We start from the raw sequence: 18,300 nt of genomic DNA on the forward strand, positions 1-18,300 counted from the left end.
TTTTGATTTCGCGCCCGCTTGCCCGCTCGTCGCCCCGGGGCGGGGGGCCCCGGGCCCGCGTTTGACTTTGAGCGGAGCGTGGCCCCGCTGCTTTCCCCCCCGCGGAGCAACGCTCCGCTCTACAGGACCGGTATTACCAGCTGCCGGTGGTCTTGAACTCGGTGATGCCCTTCTTGAAGGCAGCCTCGATATCGTTGTCCCAGCCGCCGGTCGCGTTGATCTTGTTGATCAGCTCGCCCTGGGTGTTGGCGAAGTGGGCATGCAGACCTTCTTCCAGCGCCAGCAGCTTGTTGACCGGCACGTCGTCGAGGTAACCCTCGTTGACGGCGTAGATCGACAGCGCCTGGTTGGCGATGGACATCGGGGCGTACTGCTTCTGCTTCATCAGCTCGGTGACGCGCTGACCGCGCTCGAGCTGCTTGCGGGTGGCTTCGTCCAGATCCGAGGCGAACTGCGCGAACGCCGCCAGCTCACGGTACTGGGCCAGCGAGATACGGATGCCGCCGGACAGCTTCTTGATGATCTTGGTCTGGGCCGCACCACCGACACGCGACACCGAGATACCGGCGTTCACGGCCGGGCGGATGCCCGAGTTGAACAGATCGGTTTCCAGGAAGATCTGGCCGTCGGTGATCGAGATCACGTTAGTCGGCACGAACGCCGAGACGTCACCGGCCTGGGTTTCGATGATCGGCAGCGCGGTGAGCGAGCCGGTCTTGCCCTTGACGGCGCCGTTGGTGAACTTTTCCACATACTCTTCGGACACGCGGGCAGCGCGCTCGAGCAGGCGGGAGTGCAGGTAGAACACGTCACCCGGGTAGGCTTCACGGCCCGGCGGACGCTTCAGCAGCAGCGAGATCTGGCGGTAGGCCACGGCCTGCTTGGACAGATCGTCGTACACGATCAGCGCGTCTTCGCCGCGGTCCATGAAGTACTCACCCATGGTGCAGCCCGAGTAGGCGCTGATGTACTGCATCGCGGCCGATTCGGACGCGGTCGCAGCGACCACCACGGTGTGCGCCAGGGCGCCGTTCTCTTCCAGCTTGCGCACGATGTTGGCCACGGTCGACGCCTTCTGGCCGATCGCGACGTACACGCACTTGATGCCGGTTTCTTTCTGGTTGATCACCGCATCGATGGCCAGGGCGGTCTTGCCGGTCTGGCGGTCACCGATGACCAGCTCGCGCTGACCGCGGCCGATCGGGATCATCGAGTCGACGGACTTGTAACCGGTCTGCACCGGCTGGTCGACCGACTTGCGCCAGATCACGCCCGGAGCAACGCGCTCCACCGGCGCGGTGGCCTTGGCCGCGATCGGGCCCTTGCCGTCGATCGGCTCGCCGAGCGCGTTCACGACGCGGCCCAGCATTTCCGGACCGACCGGCACTTCCAGGATGCGACCGGTGGTCTTGGCGACGTCGCCTTCGCGCAGGTTCTGGTAATCACCCAGCACCACGGCACCGACCGAGTCGCGCTCCAGGTTCAGGGCCAGGGCGAAGGTGTTGTTCGGCAGTTCGATCATTTCGCCCTGCATCACGTCGGCCAGACCGAAGATGCGCACGATGCCGTCGGACACGCTGGTCACGGTGCCTTCGTTGCGCGATTCCGCGGCCAGCTTGACCTTCTCGATGCGGTTCTTGATCAGTTCGCTGATTTCGGAGGGGTTGAGCGTGGTTGCCATCGTCAAGTCCTAGTGCCGGCGATCACGCCGGACGTTAAATGAATTCAGTTAGCGAGCGCGGTCTGCAGGCGCGACAGCTTGCCCTTGAGCGAGCCATCGATGACCACATCACCGGCGTCGATCACGGCACCGCCGATCAGCGACGCATCGACCGCGGTCGTCACGTCCACCTCGGCGCCGAAGCGCTTGCGCAGCGCGGCCTTGATGGCGTCCAGTTCGGCGCCGGACAATTCGGTGGCCGAGGTCACCGTGGCCTTGACCACGTGTTCGGCTTCAGCGCGCAGCTGGTCATACATGCCGGCGATTTCCGGCAGCAGCGGCAGACGGTGCGCATCGGCCAGGATGGCCAGGAAGCGACCGAAGGTCTCGCTGGACGATTCCGGCACCAGCATCGCGACGGCATCGCCGCGATCCAGTTCCGGGTTCGACAGCAAGGCCGCCACGCGCGGGTCGGCAGCTACGTGGGCGGAGAACGCAAGCGCGTCCGACCACGGCGCGAACGTGCCTTCGTCGCGCGCGGTCGCGAACGCGGCGCGGGCATACGGGCGTGCAAGCGTGAGGGCCTGGCTCATCGATCAGATCTCCGAGGCCAGCTCGTCGAGCAGCGCCTTGTGGGCGTTGGCGTCGATTTCGCGCTTGAGCAGCTTTTCGGCACCGCTTACGGCCAGCGCGGACACCTGCTTGCGCAGATCTTCACGGGCACGGTTGGCGGCAGCGTCGATCTCGGCGTAGGCCAGATCTTTCTGGCGGTTGGCTTCGACGATGGCTTCATTCTTGGCTGCATCAACGATCTGGTTGGCGCGTGCATGGGCCTGATCGATGATCTCGTTGGCCTTGGTGCGCGCATCCTTCAGTGCATCGTTGACCTTTTCCTGGGCCTGGGCCAGGTCTTTCTGGCTGCGGTCAGCAGCGGCAAGGCCTTCAGCGATCTTCTGCTGACGCTCTTCGATGGCGTTCATCAACGGCGGCCAGATCTTGGTCGCGATGATCCAGATCAGTCCGGCAAACGCCAGTGCCTGGGCAACGAGGGTAAAACCGATATCCATGGGGTTCGCTCAATCTGGGGTGATGGGGTGGTTGCGCCGCCCAAAGCGGCGCAGCCGTCCTTCATCCGCGATCAGGCGCACAAGGCGCCTGATCGTTTCGCTTTCGCTGGATCAGCCCGCAACGGCCGGCAGACGTGCAACGAACTCGCCGATGGTCGGGTTGGCGAAGGCCAGCAGCAGGCCGACGGCGACCGAGATGATGAACGCGGCATCGATCAGGCCGGCGGTGATGAACATGCGGACCTGCAGCACCGGAATCAGTTCCGGCTGACGCGCGGCCGATTCCAGGAACTTACCGGACATGATGGCCAGACCGAGACCGGCACCCAGCGCGGCCAGGCCGATCATGATGCCGACGGCGAGGACGGTGGAGCTCTGGACTTGGGCGAGGTTGGTCAGGACGGCGAAGTACATGGTTTTCTCCTGGAACTTTGGATAACTAAGGGTTTAGAAACAAACGGATGAAGGGTGAAGCGAAACTCAGTGAGCGTCTTCCGACAGGCTCAGGTACACGATGGACAACATCATGAAGATGAACGCCTGCAGCGGAATCACCAGCAGGTGGAACAGCATCCAGCCCAGACCGAATGCACCGCCTGCGATGGCACCGGCGATACCCGCACCGCCCAGCACCCAGATCAGCAGGAAGACGATCTCACCGCCGAACATGTTGCCGAACAGTCGCATCGCCAGCGAAATCGGCTTGCTCAGCCACTCGACGATGTTGAGGATCAGGTTGAACGGGAGCATCCACTTGCCGAACGGCGCCGTCAGGAATTCCTTGGTGAAGCCACCCAGGCCCTTGGAGCGCAGCGCGAAGAACAGCATCAGGAAGAACACGCTGATCGACATGCCCAACGTGGCATTGACGTCGGCGGTGGGAACCGGCTTCCAGTACGGCACGCCCATCATCTCAAGCGGCTTGGCGATGAAATCGGCCGGGATCATCTTGATGAGATTCATCATGAGGATCCAGAAGAACAGGGTGATCGCGATCGGGGTCACCAGCTTGCTGGTGCCGTGGTAGGTGTCCTTGGCCTGGCGGTCAACGAACTCCAGGCAGATCTCGACGAACGCCTGCCACTTGCCCGGGACGCCGGCCGTCGCCTTGCGGGTTGCCATCCAGAAGCCAAACACCATCAACAAACCCATCAGGACCGAAGTCACAATGGTGTCGACGTGAATCGCCCAGAAACCACCTTCCTGCATATGGAACGTCAGGTTGTGCAGGTGATGTTGGATGTAGGAGGTGGGTGTCAGCGCCTCGCCTGCCATGTGTCCGGAACCTTGAGTTAAATAAATTGGATCAGCGCCTGGCCAGAGCCAGGACCTGGAACATCAACCCGACGGCGATACCGGCCAACAGCGCCAGTGCAGGCAGCTTGAAGACCAGGAACCCCACCATCAGGACGCCGAATACGAGCACCCACTTTGCCACCACCGCCAGGATCAGGCGGGTCATCGCCGAACCTGCCGCCTGCACCCCGCCGCCCAGCGCCATCCGCGCGGCGACCCAGCCGGCTGCAGAAACCGCCACACCGGAGAGCAGCGCCCCCAGAGCGGGCTTCGGGCCTCCCCACAGCAGCAGGGCAAGAGCCAGGACAGCCACTGCAGCCAGCGGGTAAACCGCTGCGCGCAGCATCAGTCGCCGACCCGCGTCAACGGAGTTCAGCACGTGAATGTCCTGCATGGTTGTGAGTAGGAAAGGCCGAGGCCGCAAGCCAGCGCCTCGTCGAGCCGCCAAATTATAGCAATGGGACAATTTGAGAGACAACCGCTGCCTGTTCATCCCGGATGTAAGCCCGCCGTTGGGGGCTTGTGGAAACCTGTTCCACCTCCGGGCCAATCCCACTGCGCAAAGGGGCGCCCGATGCGGCAGTGCAACATGTTGAACTTTGGTCGCACGCCCCGGTCAGAGTCATCAGCCTGCCGTTGAATCCTCGTCGGCGTCCCACGCGCAGGCCAGTACAGGGTGGCCCCGAAGCCCTCTCCGGGGCCACCCTCTTTTAGCGGTGCGGGCGGAAGGATCCAGAGCCAGTTCAATCGGGGCCCGTCCTGAACGGTGCTTGCACCCGAAAGCGGCCACCGCGCGGACCTGCGGCCCCCGGCATGCATGAACGGTACACACTGCGTCCACCATACCTTCACGAATGGTGGACGTCGCAGTGGGCAATGTGACGGCACATCACTAGAACCACCGCAAGGACCCCCGATGCGCCCGATGCTCTCCCTGCTTGCCGTGCCAGTCGCTCTGGCCGCACTCTCCTACGCCGCTCCATCCCACGCCGCCGAAGGCGATGACCGCTTCGCCCTGCGCCTGGGTGCGATGCAGATCGATTCGGACAACACGATCCGTGGCAATACCAACATCGCGGGTCAGGACGTTGGCTTCTCCGAAGATTTCGGCCTCGGCGGCAAGGAATGGGAGCCGCGCATTGACGGCATGTTCCGTATCAGCAACCGCCAGCGCCTGCTGTTCAACTACTTCAAGTACGACAAGGATCGCCGCGAGACCCTCGACCAGGGTGTGAGCTTCGGCGATACCACTGTGCCGGCCGGCAGCTTCATCAAGGGTGAGCTGAAGTACCAGGTCGCCAGCCTGGTGTACGACTATTCGGTGGTGGACACCGAGAAGTTCGACCTCGGCCTGCAGCTGGGTGCCGAGTACGCCAAGGTCAGCACCAAGGCCTACGCCGATGTCGGCGACCTGTACCAGGGCGAGTTCCTGGACGAGAAGGCCGACGGTGTGGCGCCGGTGGTCGGTGCACGCCTGAGCTTCACCCCGTCCGAGAAGTGGATGATCACGTTCCAGGGCCAGTACCTGAACACCAAGTGGGGCAACTTCGACGATTACGACGGTGATCTGAGCCGCGCCAATGCGATCGTCGATTACCGCTTCACCAAGAACTTCGGCGTGTTCGCCGGCTACGACTGGTTCAAGCTCGACGTGGACCAGAGCGGCAGCGATGGCACGATCGGTCTGAAGCAGGAGTTCAAGGGTCCGGTGGCAGGCGTCAGCTTCGTCTTCTAAGCCCTTCGCACTACCTCTCTCCAAGCGCGGCCTCCGGGATATCGGGGGCCGCGTTTTTTTGCGCTTTGTTTTGGGGAGCAACTGCGGGTTGTTTGGGCGTGGGGCGCTCGCTGCCCCGGCCTGTGCAGCGAAGCGGCCCCAAGAGATGCTGCTTCGCCAGCCTCAGCTTCAGCGTCAGCAACAAAAAACCCCGGCTTTCACCGGGGTTTTTCGTTGAACCGGAGCCACCACCAACGGCGGTGATCGACCAATTACTTCTTCTTCGGCATGTACAGATCGGTGATCGTACCGTCGTAGATTTCCGCCGCCATCGCCACCGATTCGCTCAGCGTCGGATGGGCGTGGATGGTGTGGCCGATGTCTTCGGCCTCCGCACCCATCTCGATCGCCAGGCCGATCTCGGCCAGCAGGTCACCGGCATGCACGCCGACGATCGCACCACCGATGATGCGGTGGGTCTCTTCGTCGAAGATCAGCTTGGTGAAGCCTTCGGTACGGCCGATGCCGATCGCGCGGCCGCTGGCGGCCCACGGGAACTTGGCCACGCCAACCTTCAGGCCCTTGGCCTTGGCTTCGGTTTCGGTCACGCCGACCCACGCGATTTCCGGATTGGTGTAGGCCACCGACGGAATCACGCGCGCCACCCATTCCTTCTTCTCGCCGGCAGCCACTTCCGCGGCCAGCTTGCCCTCGTGCGTGGCCTTGTGGGCCAGCATCGGGTTGCCGACGATGTCGCCGATCGCAAAGATGTGCGGCACGTTGGTGCGCATCTGGCGGTCGGCCGGAATGAAGCCACGGTCGGTGACCTGCACGCCGGCCTTCTCGGCATCGATCTTCTTGCCGTTCGGCGAGCGGCCCACCGCGACCAGCACGCGGTCGAAGGTGCTGGCGTCCAGACCCGGCTTTTCGCCTTCCACCGCGGCTTCGAAGGACACGGTGATGCCGGCCTTGTCGGCCTTGACGTCGGTCGCCTTGGTCTTCAGGTGGACCTCCACGCCCTGCTTCTTCAGGCGATCGGCCAGCGGCTTGACCAGGTCCTTGTCGGCGCCCGGCATCAGCTGGTCCATGAACTCGACCACGGTCACCTTGCTGCCCAGCGCCGCATACACCGTCGCCATTTCCAGGCCGATGATGCCGCCACCGACCACCAGCAGCGAACCCGGCACCTCGGCCAGTTCCAGTGCATCGGTGGAATCCATGACGCGCTTGTCGTCCCACGGGAAGTTCGGCAGCTTCACCGCCTGCGAACCGGCCGCGATGATGCACTGTTCGAAGCGCAGCAGCTGGGTCTTGCCGTCGTCGCCGACGATCTCCAGCTCATTGGCCGAGACGAACCTGGCCAGGCCCTGCACGGTGCGCACCTTGCGCTGCTTGGCCATGCCGGCCAGGCCCTTGGTCAGCTGGGTGACCACCTTTTCCTTGTAGCCGCGCAGCTTGTCCAGGGTGATGGTCGGCTTGCCGAACTCCACGCCGAAATCACCGGCGTGGGCCACTTCGTCGATCACCGCGGCAGCATGCAGCAGCGCCTTGGACGGGATGCAGCCCACGTTGAGGCAGACGCCGCCGAGGCTGGCGTAGCGCTCGATCAGCACGGTATCCACGCCCAGATCGGCCGAACGGAAGGCGGCGGTGTAACCGCCCGGGCCTGCGCCCAGCACCACCATCTTGCACTCGATATCGGCCGGCTTGCCCGACGAGAGCGCCGGCTGCGGCGCGGCCGGTTCGGCCGGGGCGCGATGCGACGGGGTCACCGGCGGCTTGCTGGCCGGGGCGGCCTCGGCCTTGGGTGCTTCGGCCTTGGCCGGCGCAGCAGGCGCAGCGGCCTCGCCTTCGGCTTCCAGCAGCAGCACGACGTCGCCTTCGGAGAGGTTGTCGCCGAGCTTGACCTTGATTTCCTTGACCACACCGGCGGCCGAAGACGGCACTTCCAGCGTTGCCTTGTCCGATTCCAGCGTGACCAGACCCTGGTCCTTCTTCACCGTGTCACCCACGGCGACCAGCAGTTCGATCACCGGCACACCGCTGTAATCGCCGATGTCGGGAACCTTGATTTCAATTGCGGCCATTCGTGTTCTCCTGGTGCTCAGCCGGCCTTGCCGCCGAGCAGTTGCTGCAGTTCGTCGAGCGACTCGTCCAGATCTTTCCAGCGACGGTCGAGCTTCTTTTCCTTGGTGTCGCTGGCTTCGATCAGCAGCGCCACCTGTTTCATCATCAGCCGGCCCGCACCGCACGCCGGCCGGGTGCCGCTGTATCGCTGGCCATCCACGGTGAAGGACAGCACGTCACCGTCCAGCACCGGCGCCTTGCGGTCGCCCGGTACCTGCGCGGCCAATGCGGCCTGCCAGCTGTGCAGCAAACGCTGCGCCAACAGTGCCGGGATGCTGACCTGGTACTGGTCCGGTTCCTGGTCCACGCGCAGTTCCACGCCGCCCTGGCGGGCACCGCTGTTCCAGGTGTAGACGCGCTTGTCGGCCCGGCTGTAGCGCAGGGTCCATGCCTGGTCCTGGGGAGCGGGCAACAAGGCGACGCCGGTTTCCACGCCACTCCTGGGCAGGCTCACCAGCGACAGCGCAGGCTGCACCGTGCCGTCGAACAGGGTTTCCACTGCCTGGCCATAGTTGCCGACCGCCGGTGGCCAGCCATGGCCCAGGTCGGACGCGCATTCGCGCGCGCCCGCCTGCGCCATCGGCAGCGCCATCAGCAGCCCGGCCAGGACCAGGCCCTGCTTCACAGCAGGACGCGCCGCATGTCGGCCAGCACCTGCGAGAGGTAGGTGGTGAAGCGGGCGGCCAGCGCGCCGTCGATGACGCGGTGGTCATAGCTCAGCGACAGCGGCAGCATCAGCTTCGGGGCGAACTCCTTGCCATTCCAGACCGGCTGGATCGACGACTTGGACACGCCCAGGATGGCCACTTCCGGTGCATTGACGATCGGGGTGAACGCCGTGCCACCGATGCCGCCCAGCGAGCTGATCGAGAAGCAGCCACCGCTCATGTCGGCCGGACCGAGCTTGCCGTCGCGGGCCTTCTTGGCCAGTTCGCCGGATTCCTGCGCGATCTGCACCACACCCTTCTTGTCGACGTCGCGGATCACCGGCACGACCAGGCCGCTCGGCGTATCGGCCGCGAAACCGATGTTGAAGTACTTCTTCAGGGTCAGGTTCTCGCCGCTGGCATCCAGCGAGGCGTTGAACTCCGGGAACTTCTTCAGCGCCGCGGCGCTGGCCTTGACCAGGAAGGCGAGCATGGTCAGCTTGATGCCGGCCTTCTCGTTTTCCTTGTTCAGCGCCACGCGCAGGGCTTCCAGCTCGGTGATGTCGGCCTGCTCGAACTGGGTGACATGCGGAATCATCGCCCAGTTGCGGGCCAGGTTCGCGCCGGAGATCTTCTTGATCCGGGACAGCGGCTGGACCTCGACCTCACCGAACTTGCTGAAGTCGACCTTCGGCCAGGGCAGCAGGTTCAGACCGCCACCGGCCGCCACGGTACCGCCGGTGGCAGCGCCGCCGCCGGTCAGGGCCGACTTGACGAACTTCTGGACGTCGGACTTGGTGATGCGCCCGCCCTTCTCGGTGCCGCTCAGCTGGTTCAGGTCCACGCCCAGCTCGCGGGCGAACACGCGCACGGCCGGCGAAGCGTAGGGCACCTTCTGCGGCAGCACGCTGTCGGCGTTGAAGGCCACCGGCGGGCTGGTCGGCGAGCCACCCGACGGGGCAGCGGCGGCCGGGGCCGGCTGGGTCGGCTTGGCGGCGGACTGTTCGATATCACGGGCGGCCAGCTTGTCCGGCTCGGCCGGGGTGGCGACCGGCTCGACCTTGGTCGCGGTCTCGGCGGCTTCGGCCTTGGCAGCAGGGGCCGGCGCAGCAGCAGCGGCCGGCGCGGCGGCCTCTTCGCTGACTTCGATCAGGGCCACGAGCTTGCCCTCGGAGAGGTTGTCGCCAATCTTGACCTTGATTTCCTTGACGATACCGGCCACCGAGGACGGCACTTCCATCGTGGCCTTGTCCGATTCCAGCGTCACCAGACCCTGGTCTTTCTTGACGGTATCTCCAACGGCGACCAGCACCTCGATTACCGGGATATCGCTGTAGTCACCGATATCGGGGACAAGTGCTTCCTTGATTTCGGCCATGGGGAAAACTCCGGCAATCTGGTGTAGGGAATCGCCTATTGTGGGGGCTTCGCGCGCCAGCGCCAACCAGCTTGGCGAATTTTCAGCGCTGCTGTCCCGGGACAGGCTGTTGCAGGCATCTGCTTTGGCCGGATTGGGCTTGGCACAGTGCAAAGCGGAATTTTCCAGTCGGTACCGTATTGTCCGGCGCTGTCCCCGCCTCAAAGCCGGATGGCATCGGCCAGCGGCTGCCATGCCTCCACCAGCCGGGGCAACGGCCAGGCCGCGTTGGCCGGGCTGGTGGAGGGCAGCGACCAGACCGGCACCTCGCGCGCGGCATCAAGCAGCGCCGGCACGATGAAACGCTGGAACGCCCGGTACGCGGTGCCGCCATTGCAGGCGATCGCGCGCAGCGCAGGCCGTCCCTCGATCAGTGCACCCAGCGCATTGGGCACTTCACTGCCGCGCACGATCGACGCATCCAGGCTGCCGCGTCGCTCGCACTGCCCGATCACATCCCACACGCCCACACCGCGCGCGTTCAATGCGCGCACGCGATCCGGATAGGGAAGCGTCGTGTCGATCCCGCACAGCACGCCCATCAACGGCCAGAAGCGATTGCGCGGATGGGCGTAGTACTGCTCAGCCTGCAGCGATGCCACGCCCGGCATCGAGCCGAGTATCAGCACGCGGCACTCGGCGTTGAGCTGCGCAGGGAAGCCGATGCACGTTGTGGTTTCCATCACACCATCACCAGATGAATGAATGTCAGGCATCGCATCATCGCCCGTAAATACAGCGGTTTTGCACTGATCGCTGAATGGAAGCAACTAAATTTTAACGTGCGTCGGATGCGATTCATATTGCGGGGACTACGGTTGCCTCGCCCCACAACACCGGGGCCCAGAACAAAAACATCCTGAGGAGATTCCCCCATGCGCTCCATCCGTACCCTGACCCTGGCTACCCTGACTGCTCTTGCTTTTGCGCCGGCTGCTTTCGCGCAGGACAGCACTGTTGATACCGCTTCTGGCAAGCACTTCGCCGTGGTCGGCGGCGTGTCGCTGCTGCAGCCGAAGAACGATCCGCTCGATGGCGTGCGCAAGGTGGACGGCGGCCCGGCCCCGACCCTGAGCTTCAGCTACTACATCAACGACAACTGGGCCGTGGAACTGTGGGGCGCAGCCGACAAGTTCGATCACCGCGTGCGCGGCACCGATGGCGCCCGCCTGGGCACGGTCGAGCAGCAGCCGATCGCGTTGAGCGGCCAGTATCACTTCGGCCAGGCCGACAACGTGTTCCGTCCGTTCGTGGGCGCCGGTTACTACGAGTCCAACTTCAGCAATGAAGAGCTCGCCAGCGACATCGGCCACATCGGCGTCAAGACCGCCAAGGGCGCGATCGGCACCGTCGGCGTGGACATGAACATCAACAGCACCTGGTTCGCCCGTGCCGATGCCCGCTACATGCATTCGCGCCCGGAGCTGACCGTCAACGGTGAAGGCACCGGCGACAAGGCCAAGCTGGATCCGTGGACCGTGGGCTTCGGCATCGGCGCGCGCTTCTAAGCACGCCGTTCCGCTTCCACGCAGTACGCACAACGGGCCCCTCGCGGGCCCGTTGTCGTTGTGGGGCCCGCCACTTTCATCGGGCGTTGCCGGCTTGTGGTCGACACTCGGGTAACGATGGACCCGACCGGTCCGCCCCGGGGAGCCGATGAGTGAATCCTTCGACGTGCTGGTGGTGGGCGGCGGCATCAATGGCGCCGGCATCGCCCGCGACGCAGCGGGACGCGGCCTGTCGGTCTGCCTGTGCGAGCAGGATGACCTGGCCGCGCATACCTCCAGCGCCAGCACCAAACTGATCCATGGCGGCCTGCGCTACCTGCAGCAGGGCGAATTCGCACTGGTGCGCAAGGCGCTCAACGAGCGCGAAACGCTGCGCCGGCTTGCACCGCATCTGATCGCCCCGACCCGCTTCGTGCTGCCGCATGTGCGCCATCTGCGGCCGGCGTGGATGCTGCGCGCGGGGCTGTGGCTCTACGACCACCTGGGTCGCGCCAATCCCCATTTCCCGCCCTCGCAGCGCATCGACCTGCGGCGCGATCCGAGCGGCGCTGCATTGCAGCCCGCCTACCGGACCGGCTTCACCTACGCCGATGCGCGCGTCAACGATGCCCGGCTGGTGGTGCTCAACGCGCTCGATGCACATGCACGCGGCGCGCAGATCCGCACGCGCACCCGCTGCGAACAACTGATCCGCCACCGCGATCACTGGTGGGCCGTACTGCGCACCGCCAACGGCGACGTGCAGCGCGTCCGCGCCCGCTGCGTGGTCAATGCCAGTGGACCGTGGGCCGGTACCGTGCTGGAACGGGCGGGACTCGATGCCCCGTTGGGAGTGCGGCTGGTGCAGGGCAGCCACCTGGTGGTGCCGCGCCTGTTCGCCCATGACAGTGCGTACCTGTTCCAGCAACCCGACCAGCGGGTGGTGTTCGCGATTCCGTTCGAACAGGACTTCACCCTGATCGGCACCACCGATACCGACTACGACGGCGACCCGGCACAGGTGCAGCCCCGCGCCGACGAACAGACCTATCTGCTCGAGGCGGTGAACCGGTTCGTGCGCGTTCCGGTGCGCGCCGAGGACATCGTCTGGCGCTACAGCGGGGTGCGCCCCCTGTTGGCCGATCATCACCGCGATGCATCGCGGGTCACGCGCGACTACCGGCTGGAGCTGGATGCGGGCGGCGCCCCGCTGCTGAGCGTACTGGGCGGCAAGCTCACCACCTACCGCGCACTGGCCGAGGAAGCGCTGGGGCGGCTCTCACCCGCGCTGCCGGAGATGGGCGCGGCGTGGACCGCCGGTGGGCCACCGTTGCCGGGGGGCGATGGCGGCACGGCCGCTGAAATGGCCGAGGCGCTGCAGCATGACCACCCTCGCCTGCCCCCTGCCCTGCTGCAGCGCCTGGCCAGCAGCTACGGCACCCGTGCGGTCGGGCTGCTCGCCGGCGCACAGACACTCGACGCGCTGGGCGAGGACCACGGCGGCGGCCTCTACGACCGCGAACTGGACTACCTCATCGCGCACGAATGGGCCCGCACCGCCGACGACGTGCTGTGGCGCCGCAGCCACTTGGGCTTGCGCGTGGACGCTGCGCAGCGCGAGGCGTTGTCCGCCACCCTGCAGGCGCGTGTTTCGATGCCGTAGGCTGTACGCCTGTCACGCCTCACGGCATCGATTTCCACGGAGCAGACCATGGACAAGCACTACGTGCTCGCCATCGACCAGGGCACGACCAGTTCGCGCGCCATCCTGTTCGATCATGCCGGGCGCGTCGCCGGCAGCGCGCAACGCGAGTTCACCCAGATCTTCCCGCAGCCGGGCTGGGTCGAACATGACCCACGCGAGATCCTGACCAGCGTGTACACCACGATCACCGAGCTGTTGAACCGCTACCAGGTGGACCCGCGCACGATCGCCGGCATCGGCATCACCAACCAGCGCGAGACCACGGTGGTCTGGGACAAGGCTACCGGCCAGCCGGTCCACAACGCCGTGGTGTGGCAGTCGCGGCAGAGCCATGCGATCTGCGAACAGCTCAAGGCCGATGGCCACGAGCCGCTGATCCGGCGCAAGACCGGGCTGTTGATCGATGCCTACTTTTCGGCGACCAAGATCCGCTGGATCCTCGACCACGTCGACGGCGCGCAGGCACGGGCTGAACGCGGCGAGCTGCTGTTCGGCACCATCGACAGCTGGCTGATCTGGAACCTCAGTGGCGGCCAGGCGCACGTCACCGATGTCACCAATGCCGCGCGCACGCTGCTGTTCGATATCCATGCGCTGCAGTGGGACGATGAACTGCTGGCGCTGTTCAACATCCCGCGCGCGATGCTGCCGCAGGTGCGCAGTTCCAGCGAGGTGTATGCCACCACCCAGGCACAGTTCTTCTTCGACCAGCACCTGCCCATTGCCGGCATCGCCGGCGACCAGCAGGCCGCGCTGTTCGGCCAGGCCTGCTTCGAGCCGGGCATGGCCAAGAACACCTACGGCACCGGCTGCTTCATGCTGATGAATACCGGCGAGAAGGCGGTGGTGTCCGAGAACGGCCTGCTGACCACCATCGCGTGGGGCATTGATGGACGTGTGGAGTACGCGCTGGAAGGCTCGATCTTCGTCGCCGGTTCGGTCGTGCAGTGGCTGCGCGACGGGCTGCGCATGTTCGGCAAATCCAGCGATTGCCAAGCCTACGCCGAGCGTGCCGCGGACAATGGCGGCGTGTACCTCGTACCCGCGTTCGTGGGGCTTGGGGCGCCGTACTGGCGCAGCGATGTGCGCGGCGCGATGTTCGGGCTGACCCGCGGCACCACCAAGGAGCACTTCATCCGCGCGGCGGTGGAATCGATGGCGTACCAGACCCGCGACGTGCTGGCGGCGATGCAGGCCGATGCGGGGATCGAACTGAAGGAACTGCGCGCCGATGGTGGCGCGATCGCCAACGACTTCATGGCGCAGTTCCAGAGCGACATCCTGGGCGTGCCGGTGCTGCGCCCGCAGGTGGCCGAAACCACCGCGCTGGGCGCCGCCTACCTGGCCGGGCTGGCCACCGGGTTCTGGCGCAGCCGGGCGGAGATCGCCGAACAATGGGCGGTGGACCGCCGCTTCACCCCGCAGATGCCGGTGGACCAGCGCGAGGCGCTGTACAGCGGCTGGCAGCAGGCGGTGGAGGCGACGATGGGCTTCCGCGTGGGGTGACGCCCGCGTCGGCGATCATTGCCGCGTAGGCGCGGCCAGCCACGCATGGCGTGGCTCTACCGTGGGCGCCGGTCAGAATGCCGGGAGGACCGCGCCCTTGTACTTCTCGGCGATGAAGGCCTTCACTTCCGGGCCGGTCAGGGCCTTGGCCAGCTGCTGCACGCGGGCATCGTCCTTGTTGTCCGGGCGGGCAACGAGGAAGTTCACGTACGGCGAATCCTTGCTTTCGATCGCCAGCGCATCCTGGGTCGGGTTGAGCCCGGCATCCAGCGCGTAGTTGGTGTTGATCAGGGCCAGATCGACCTGGTCCAGCACGCGCGGCAGCATCGCCGAATCCAGCTCGCGGAACTTGAGCTGCTTCGGGTTGGCGATGATGTCGCGCTGGGTCGCCAACGCATTGGTCGGGTCCTTGAGCGTGATCACGCCAGCCTTGTGCAGCAGGATCAGCGCGCGGCTGTTGTTGCTCGGGTCGTTGGGGATCACCACGTCGGCGCCGTTGGGCAGCGCATCAAGCGATGTGAAGCGGCGCGAATAGGCACCGAAGGGCTCGATATGTACGCCGATCACCTTGACCAGGCCGGTCTTGCGGTCCCGGTTGTAGGCGTCCAGATAGGGCTCGGTCTGGAAGTAGTTCACGTCAACCTGCTTCTGCACCAGCTGGTCGTTGGGCTGCACGTAGTCATTGAAGACGCGCACGTCCAGGGTCAGGCCTTCCTTTTCCAGGATCGGCTTGACCACGGCGAGGATCTCGGCGTGCGGCACCGCGGTGGCGGCAACCACCAGCTTCTTGGAATCATTGGCCGGCTTGCCGCAGGCGGCCAGGGCCAGCGAAGCGGCAAGCAATGGGAGCAGCAGGTACTTTTTCATGGGGGCAGCGGGATCCATAAGGGCAGCAACGCCCCACGATACCGCACGCCCCGGCCCTTGCGGAATCCGGGGCATATGACCCCACGGCATGAGCCGATGCCGGCCCGGCCGGCTTACTCGTAACTGGTCAGGGCCAGTGCCAGCAGCGCCTTGGCCTGCTCGCGCAGCATCACCGGCTCGACGATTTCCGCATCCGAGCCGTAGTGCAGCACGTCCATCAGCAGCTCGCGCGAGACGCTGTAAGGCAGCTTCAGCTCATAGCGGCCATCGGGCAGGAAGCGGCCCTGCTGCTTGGAATGCCAATGCTCATCGGCCACCCAGCGCGCAGCCTTGGCACTGAACACGATGGTGGCCCAGCCCTTGGGCGGCCCGGAGAAGATGCCGTAGCTGGCGCCCAGCTGTTCGTCCAGCTCGGTGTCATCCACATCGCGCGCGGTGGTATCGATCACGCGCGCCTTGTAGATACGGTCCACCGCGAAGCTGCGCAGGCCTTCGCGACCGTGATCCCACGCATCCAGGTACCAGTTGTCGCGATAGTGGGTCATGCGCTGCGGCGACACGGTGCGCTGGGTCGCCTCATCGGTGGAGCGGGCCCGGTACTCGAAGGCCAGCTGCTTGCGCTCCAGTACCGCCGAGGCGACCGCGCGGAAGCTGGCTTCATCGAACTTGCGGCCGCGGTGCGGAATCACCCGCACCCGATCAACCGGCCAGGTCGAGACGCCGGCCTGTGCGGCCAGCAGGCCTTCGATGCGCTGCTGCAGCGGGGCCAGCACCGAGGACAGCACGCCGCCGCCCGTGCGCGAGAGCAGGTGCTGGGAGGCCAGCAGCGCATGCAGTTCTTCCGAGCTGAGCCACAGCCCCGGCAGTTCGAAGCGGTCGCTCTCGTCGGCCTGGTAGCGGAAGCCCGCCTCGCCATCGCCTTCCACCGGGGCCATCAGCGCATCGCGCAGGAAGGCCAGGTCGCGGTAGACAGTGGCGCGGGAACACTCCAGTTTTTCCTGCAGGGCCGCCACCGTTACCGGGTAACGGGCGGACTTGAGCAGGCGATGCAGGGCATTGATGCGTTCATATCGGTCCATGACCCGATTATGTCCGAGTCGCCGTCGTTGTGGCGGCTTCGGCTGCATCTTCGGCTATCGTGGGGCCCCCACCGCCTGCTGCCGCCCGTCATGCGCCTGTTGCCCGCCCTTGCCCTGTCCGCCGCCGCCCTGCTGCTCAGTGGCTGCGGACGCAGTGAAACGCCCGCCGCTGCGGTGCCTGCCGCGACGGCGACGACACCGGCCGCCGATCCGGTGGCCACCGTGCTGGCGGCCAGCCAGCGCTTCGGCCAGCTGCGCAGCTTCCACGCGGTGATGAAGATGCAGGGCCCGCGCGCCCTGGAGGCACAGATGGACTATGTGGCCCCGGACCGCTATCGGCTGATCACCGACGATGGCCCGCAGACCATCGTCGGCGGCACCTTCTTCCTGCAGCGTGCCGGCGAAGTGCGCCAGATCCCGGTGCCAGAAGGGATGCTGGCGCAGTGGCGCAACCCGCTGCCGGCCGATCTTGAGCCAGCGCAGCTGACGGTGCGCGATCTTGGCGAGGACCGCGCCGGTGGCCAGCGCGCGCACAAATACGAGGTGCGCCATGCAACCGCCGCGCCGGATGGCCTGCTGTACTGGGTCAATGCACAGGGCCTGCCGGTGCAGATCGAGCGCAAGGGTGAAACCAACGGGCAGCCGTTCCGGATCACCGTGACCTATTCGCGCTTCGACGACGCCTCACTGCGCATCGATATTCCCTGAACAGGGGCCGAGGCCGAACGGGTCCTAAAGCCGGGGCCCGTCGCCGAATGTGACGCTGAACGCATCAAGTATCATCCCCCCCTTGTTGTCCCTCCCCCTTGTCCGACCACGGAGAACCGTTGATGTCCCTGCGCGTTTCGTTGCTTGTTCCCCTGCTGCTCTGCGCCCCGGCGGTTTATGCACAGGACGCTGCCGAACTGGCGGCGATGACCTCCCCCTGGAGCGGCAGTGGCGGTGAACTGGGCTTTGCCTCGGCCCGCGGCAACAGCAATACCGAGAGCTTCAACGGTCGTCTGCGCCTGCGCTACACCGACGATGACTGGGTCCACAGCATGGATCTGTTCGGCCTGCGCTCGCGCTCGGAATACACCGATACCAACGACGACGGCACCACCATCCGCCGCCGCAACACCACCGCCAACCGTTACACCGGCAGTGCCGGCAGCGCGCTGCAGCTGGGTGAACACCGCCAGATCACCGCCACGGTGCGTTACGAGCGCGACGACTTCGCCACCTACGACCGCCAGAGCTCGTTCGGTCTGGGTTACGGCACCCGGATCATCGATGCCGAGCGCTTCTACATGGATGCGCAGATCGGCCCCGGTGTGCGCCGCACCCACAACACCGAAGACGACGCGACCCGCACCGGCCTGATCGGCCGCGGCCTGTTCGATCTCAAGTACACGCTGACCCCGAACACCGACCTGGTGAACACGCTGCTGGTCGAGTCGGGCTCGTACAACACCTTCGCGCAGAACGATTTCGGCGTGTCGGTGAGCATGAACGAGCATCTGGCGCTGAAAGCCGGCTGGCAGGCGCGCCACAACAGCGACGTCGCCGAAGACAAGCGCAAGACCGACACGCTGACCACCATGAACGTGGTCTACAAGTTCAAGTAATCGGCGCGGGCGCACCGCGCCCACCACCCGAGGTAGTGCCGGCCGCTGGCCGGCCATAAGGGGGCCCAAAGTTGCCCGGGAGACCGCCACCCGCCCGCCCAACACCCCGCCCCAATACCCC

The 18,300-nt window shown here is 65.7% G+C and carries 18 protein-coding genes; 6 read left to right on the forward strand and 12 right to left on the reverse strand.

Translation table 11 applies throughout. The annotated features are described in order from the left end of the window. Window positions 1-133: 133 nt before the first annotated feature. The 6 genes from atpA to ABE422_RS18450 form a co-directional block, all read right to left on the reverse strand. Window positions 134-1,681 carry a F0F1 ATP synthase subunit alpha gene (gene atpA / locus ABE422_RS18425; RefSeq protein ID WP_088433869.1) on the reverse strand — a complete coding sequence of 516 codons (1,548 nt, stop codon included), beginning with the start codon at window positions 1,679-1,681 and terminating at the stop codon, window positions 134-136. 44 nt (window positions 1,682-1,725) lie between these two features. Then, window positions 1,726-2,253 (reverse strand): F0F1 ATP synthase subunit delta, encoded by a 528-nt coding sequence (locus ABE422_RS18430; RefSeq protein WP_088433764.1) that lies wholly within the window; start codon window positions 2,251-2,253, stop codon window positions 1,726-1,728. Between the two features lie 3 nt (window positions 2,254-2,256). Continuing rightward, the gene (locus ABE422_RS18435) at window positions 2,257-2,727 is read right to left on the reverse strand and encodes a F0F1 ATP synthase subunit B (protein WP_088433763.1); all 471 of its coding nucleotides are present in this window, start codon (window positions 2,725-2,727) and stop codon (window positions 2,257-2,259) included. A 111-nt stretch (window positions 2,728-2,838) separates the two neighbouring features. After that, on the reverse strand, window positions 2,839-3,141 hold the full coding sequence (gene atpE / locus ABE422_RS18440; RefSeq protein ID WP_088433762.1) for a F0F1 ATP synthase subunit C: 303 nt from the start codon (window positions 3,139-3,141) through the stop codon (window positions 2,839-2,841). Between the two features lie 66 nt (window positions 3,142-3,207). Beyond that, window positions 3,208-4,002 carry a F0F1 ATP synthase subunit A gene (atpB, locus tag ABE422_RS18445; RefSeq protein ID WP_176988112.1) on the reverse strand — a complete coding sequence of 265 codons (795 nt, stop codon included), beginning with the start codon at window positions 4,000-4,002 and terminating at the stop codon, window positions 3,208-3,210. Window positions 4,003-4,033: 31 nt separating this feature from the next. Beyond that, complete coding sequence (locus ABE422_RS18450) at window positions 4,034-4,402, reverse strand: hypothetical protein (RefSeq protein WP_346483477.1); 369 nt, start codon at window positions 4,400-4,402, stop codon at window positions 4,034-4,036. Between the two features lie 537 nt (window positions 4,403-4,939). Here ABE422_RS18450 and ABE422_RS18455 point away from each other — a divergent pair. Further along, window positions 4,940-5,758 carry a hypothetical protein gene (locus tag ABE422_RS18455; RefSeq protein ID WP_121040084.1) on the forward strand — a complete coding sequence of 273 codons (819 nt, stop codon included), beginning with the start codon at window positions 4,940-4,942 and terminating at the stop codon, window positions 5,756-5,758. 251 nt (window positions 5,759-6,009) lie between these two features. On the opposite strand, the gene lpdA is transcribed toward ABE422_RS18455, so the two are convergent. The 4 genes from lpdA to ABE422_RS18475 all read right to left on the reverse strand — a co-directional run bounded on the left by lpdA (window position 6,010) and on the right by ABE422_RS18475 (window position 10,611). Beyond that, entirely contained in the window at window positions 6,010-7,824 is a 1,815-nt protein-coding gene (lpdA, locus tag ABE422_RS18460; protein WP_346483478.1) for a dihydrolipoyl dehydrogenase, read from the reverse strand. Between the two features lie 17 nt (window positions 7,825-7,841). Beyond that, window positions 7,842-8,456: a hypothetical protein gene (locus ABE422_RS18465; RefSeq protein WP_346483480.1), complete on the reverse strand. Its 615-nt coding sequence runs from the start codon at window positions 8,454-8,456 to the stop codon at window positions 7,842-7,844. Between the two features lie 29 nt (window positions 8,457-8,485). Continuing rightward, on the reverse strand, window positions 8,486-9,889 hold the full coding sequence (gene aceF, locus ABE422_RS18470) for a dihydrolipoyllysine-residue acetyltransferase (RefSeq protein WP_313219535.1): 1,404 nt from the start codon (window positions 9,887-9,889) through the stop codon (window positions 8,486-8,488). A 200-nt stretch (window positions 9,890-10,089) separates the two neighbouring features. Next, complete coding sequence (locus ABE422_RS18475) at window positions 10,090-10,611, reverse strand: DNA-deoxyinosine glycosylase (protein WP_346463528.1); 522 nt, start codon at window positions 10,609-10,611, stop codon at window positions 10,090-10,092. A gap of 192 nt (window positions 10,612-10,803) precedes the next feature. Between ABE422_RS18475 and ABE422_RS18480 the strand changes: the two genes are divergently transcribed. From ABE422_RS18480 to glpK, 3 genes are all read left to right on the forward strand, one after another. Further along, window positions 10,804-11,436 (forward strand): OmpW family outer membrane protein, encoded by a 633-nt coding sequence (locus ABE422_RS18480; protein WP_313209097.1) that lies wholly within the window; start codon window positions 10,804-10,806, stop codon window positions 11,434-11,436. A gap of 148 nt (window positions 11,437-11,584) precedes the next feature. Next, window positions 11,585-13,078, forward strand: coding sequence for a glycerol-3-phosphate dehydrogenase (gene glpD / locus ABE422_RS18485; protein WP_346483479.1), 1,494 nt, complete (start codon window positions 11,585-11,587; stop codon window positions 13,076-13,078). A 48-nt stretch (window positions 13,079-13,126) separates the two neighbouring features. Continuing rightward, window positions 13,127-14,626 (forward strand): glycerol kinase GlpK, encoded by a 1,500-nt coding sequence (gene glpK / locus ABE422_RS18490; protein ID WP_313209095.1) that lies wholly within the window; start codon window positions 13,127-13,129, stop codon window positions 14,624-14,626. A gap of 72 nt (window positions 14,627-14,698) precedes the next feature. Here glpK and ABE422_RS18495 read toward each other — a convergent pair whose 3' ends face one another. Together ABE422_RS18495 and ABE422_RS18500 are read right to left on the reverse strand one after the other, a co-directional pair. Continuing rightward, window positions 14,699-15,493, reverse strand: a complete 795-nt coding sequence (locus ABE422_RS18495; protein ID WP_346463532.1) for a MetQ/NlpA family ABC transporter substrate-binding protein — start codon at window positions 15,491-15,493, stop codon at window positions 14,699-14,701. Window positions 15,494-15,606: 113 nt separating this feature from the next. Beyond that, window positions 15,607-16,572: a YafY family protein gene (locus ABE422_RS18500; RefSeq protein WP_313209093.1), complete on the reverse strand. Its 966-nt coding sequence runs from the start codon at window positions 16,570-16,572 to the stop codon at window positions 15,607-15,609. A 90-nt stretch (window positions 16,573-16,662) separates the two neighbouring features. On the opposite strand from ABE422_RS18500, the gene ABE422_RS18505 reads away from it, so the two are divergent. Both ABE422_RS18505 and ABE422_RS18510 read left to right on the forward strand, forming a co-directional pair. After that, window positions 16,663-17,280 carry a hypothetical protein gene (locus tag ABE422_RS18505; protein WP_313219531.1) on the forward strand — a complete coding sequence of 206 codons (618 nt, stop codon included), beginning with the start codon at window positions 16,663-16,665 and terminating at the stop codon, window positions 17,278-17,280. 122 nt (window positions 17,281-17,402) lie between these two features. Beyond that, the gene (locus tag ABE422_RS18510) at window positions 17,403-18,179 is read left to right on the forward strand and encodes a DUF481 domain-containing protein (protein ID WP_313209091.1); all 777 of its coding nucleotides are present in this window, start codon (window positions 17,403-17,405) and stop codon (window positions 18,177-18,179) included. The last annotated feature ends 121 nt before the right edge of the window (window positions 18,180-18,300 follow it).

The sequence above is a fragment of the Stenotrophomonas sp. TWI1151 genome, from assembly GCF_039673135.1.
GTDB lineage: Bacteria > Pseudomonadota > Gammaproteobacteria > Xanthomonadales > Xanthomonadaceae > Stenotrophomonas.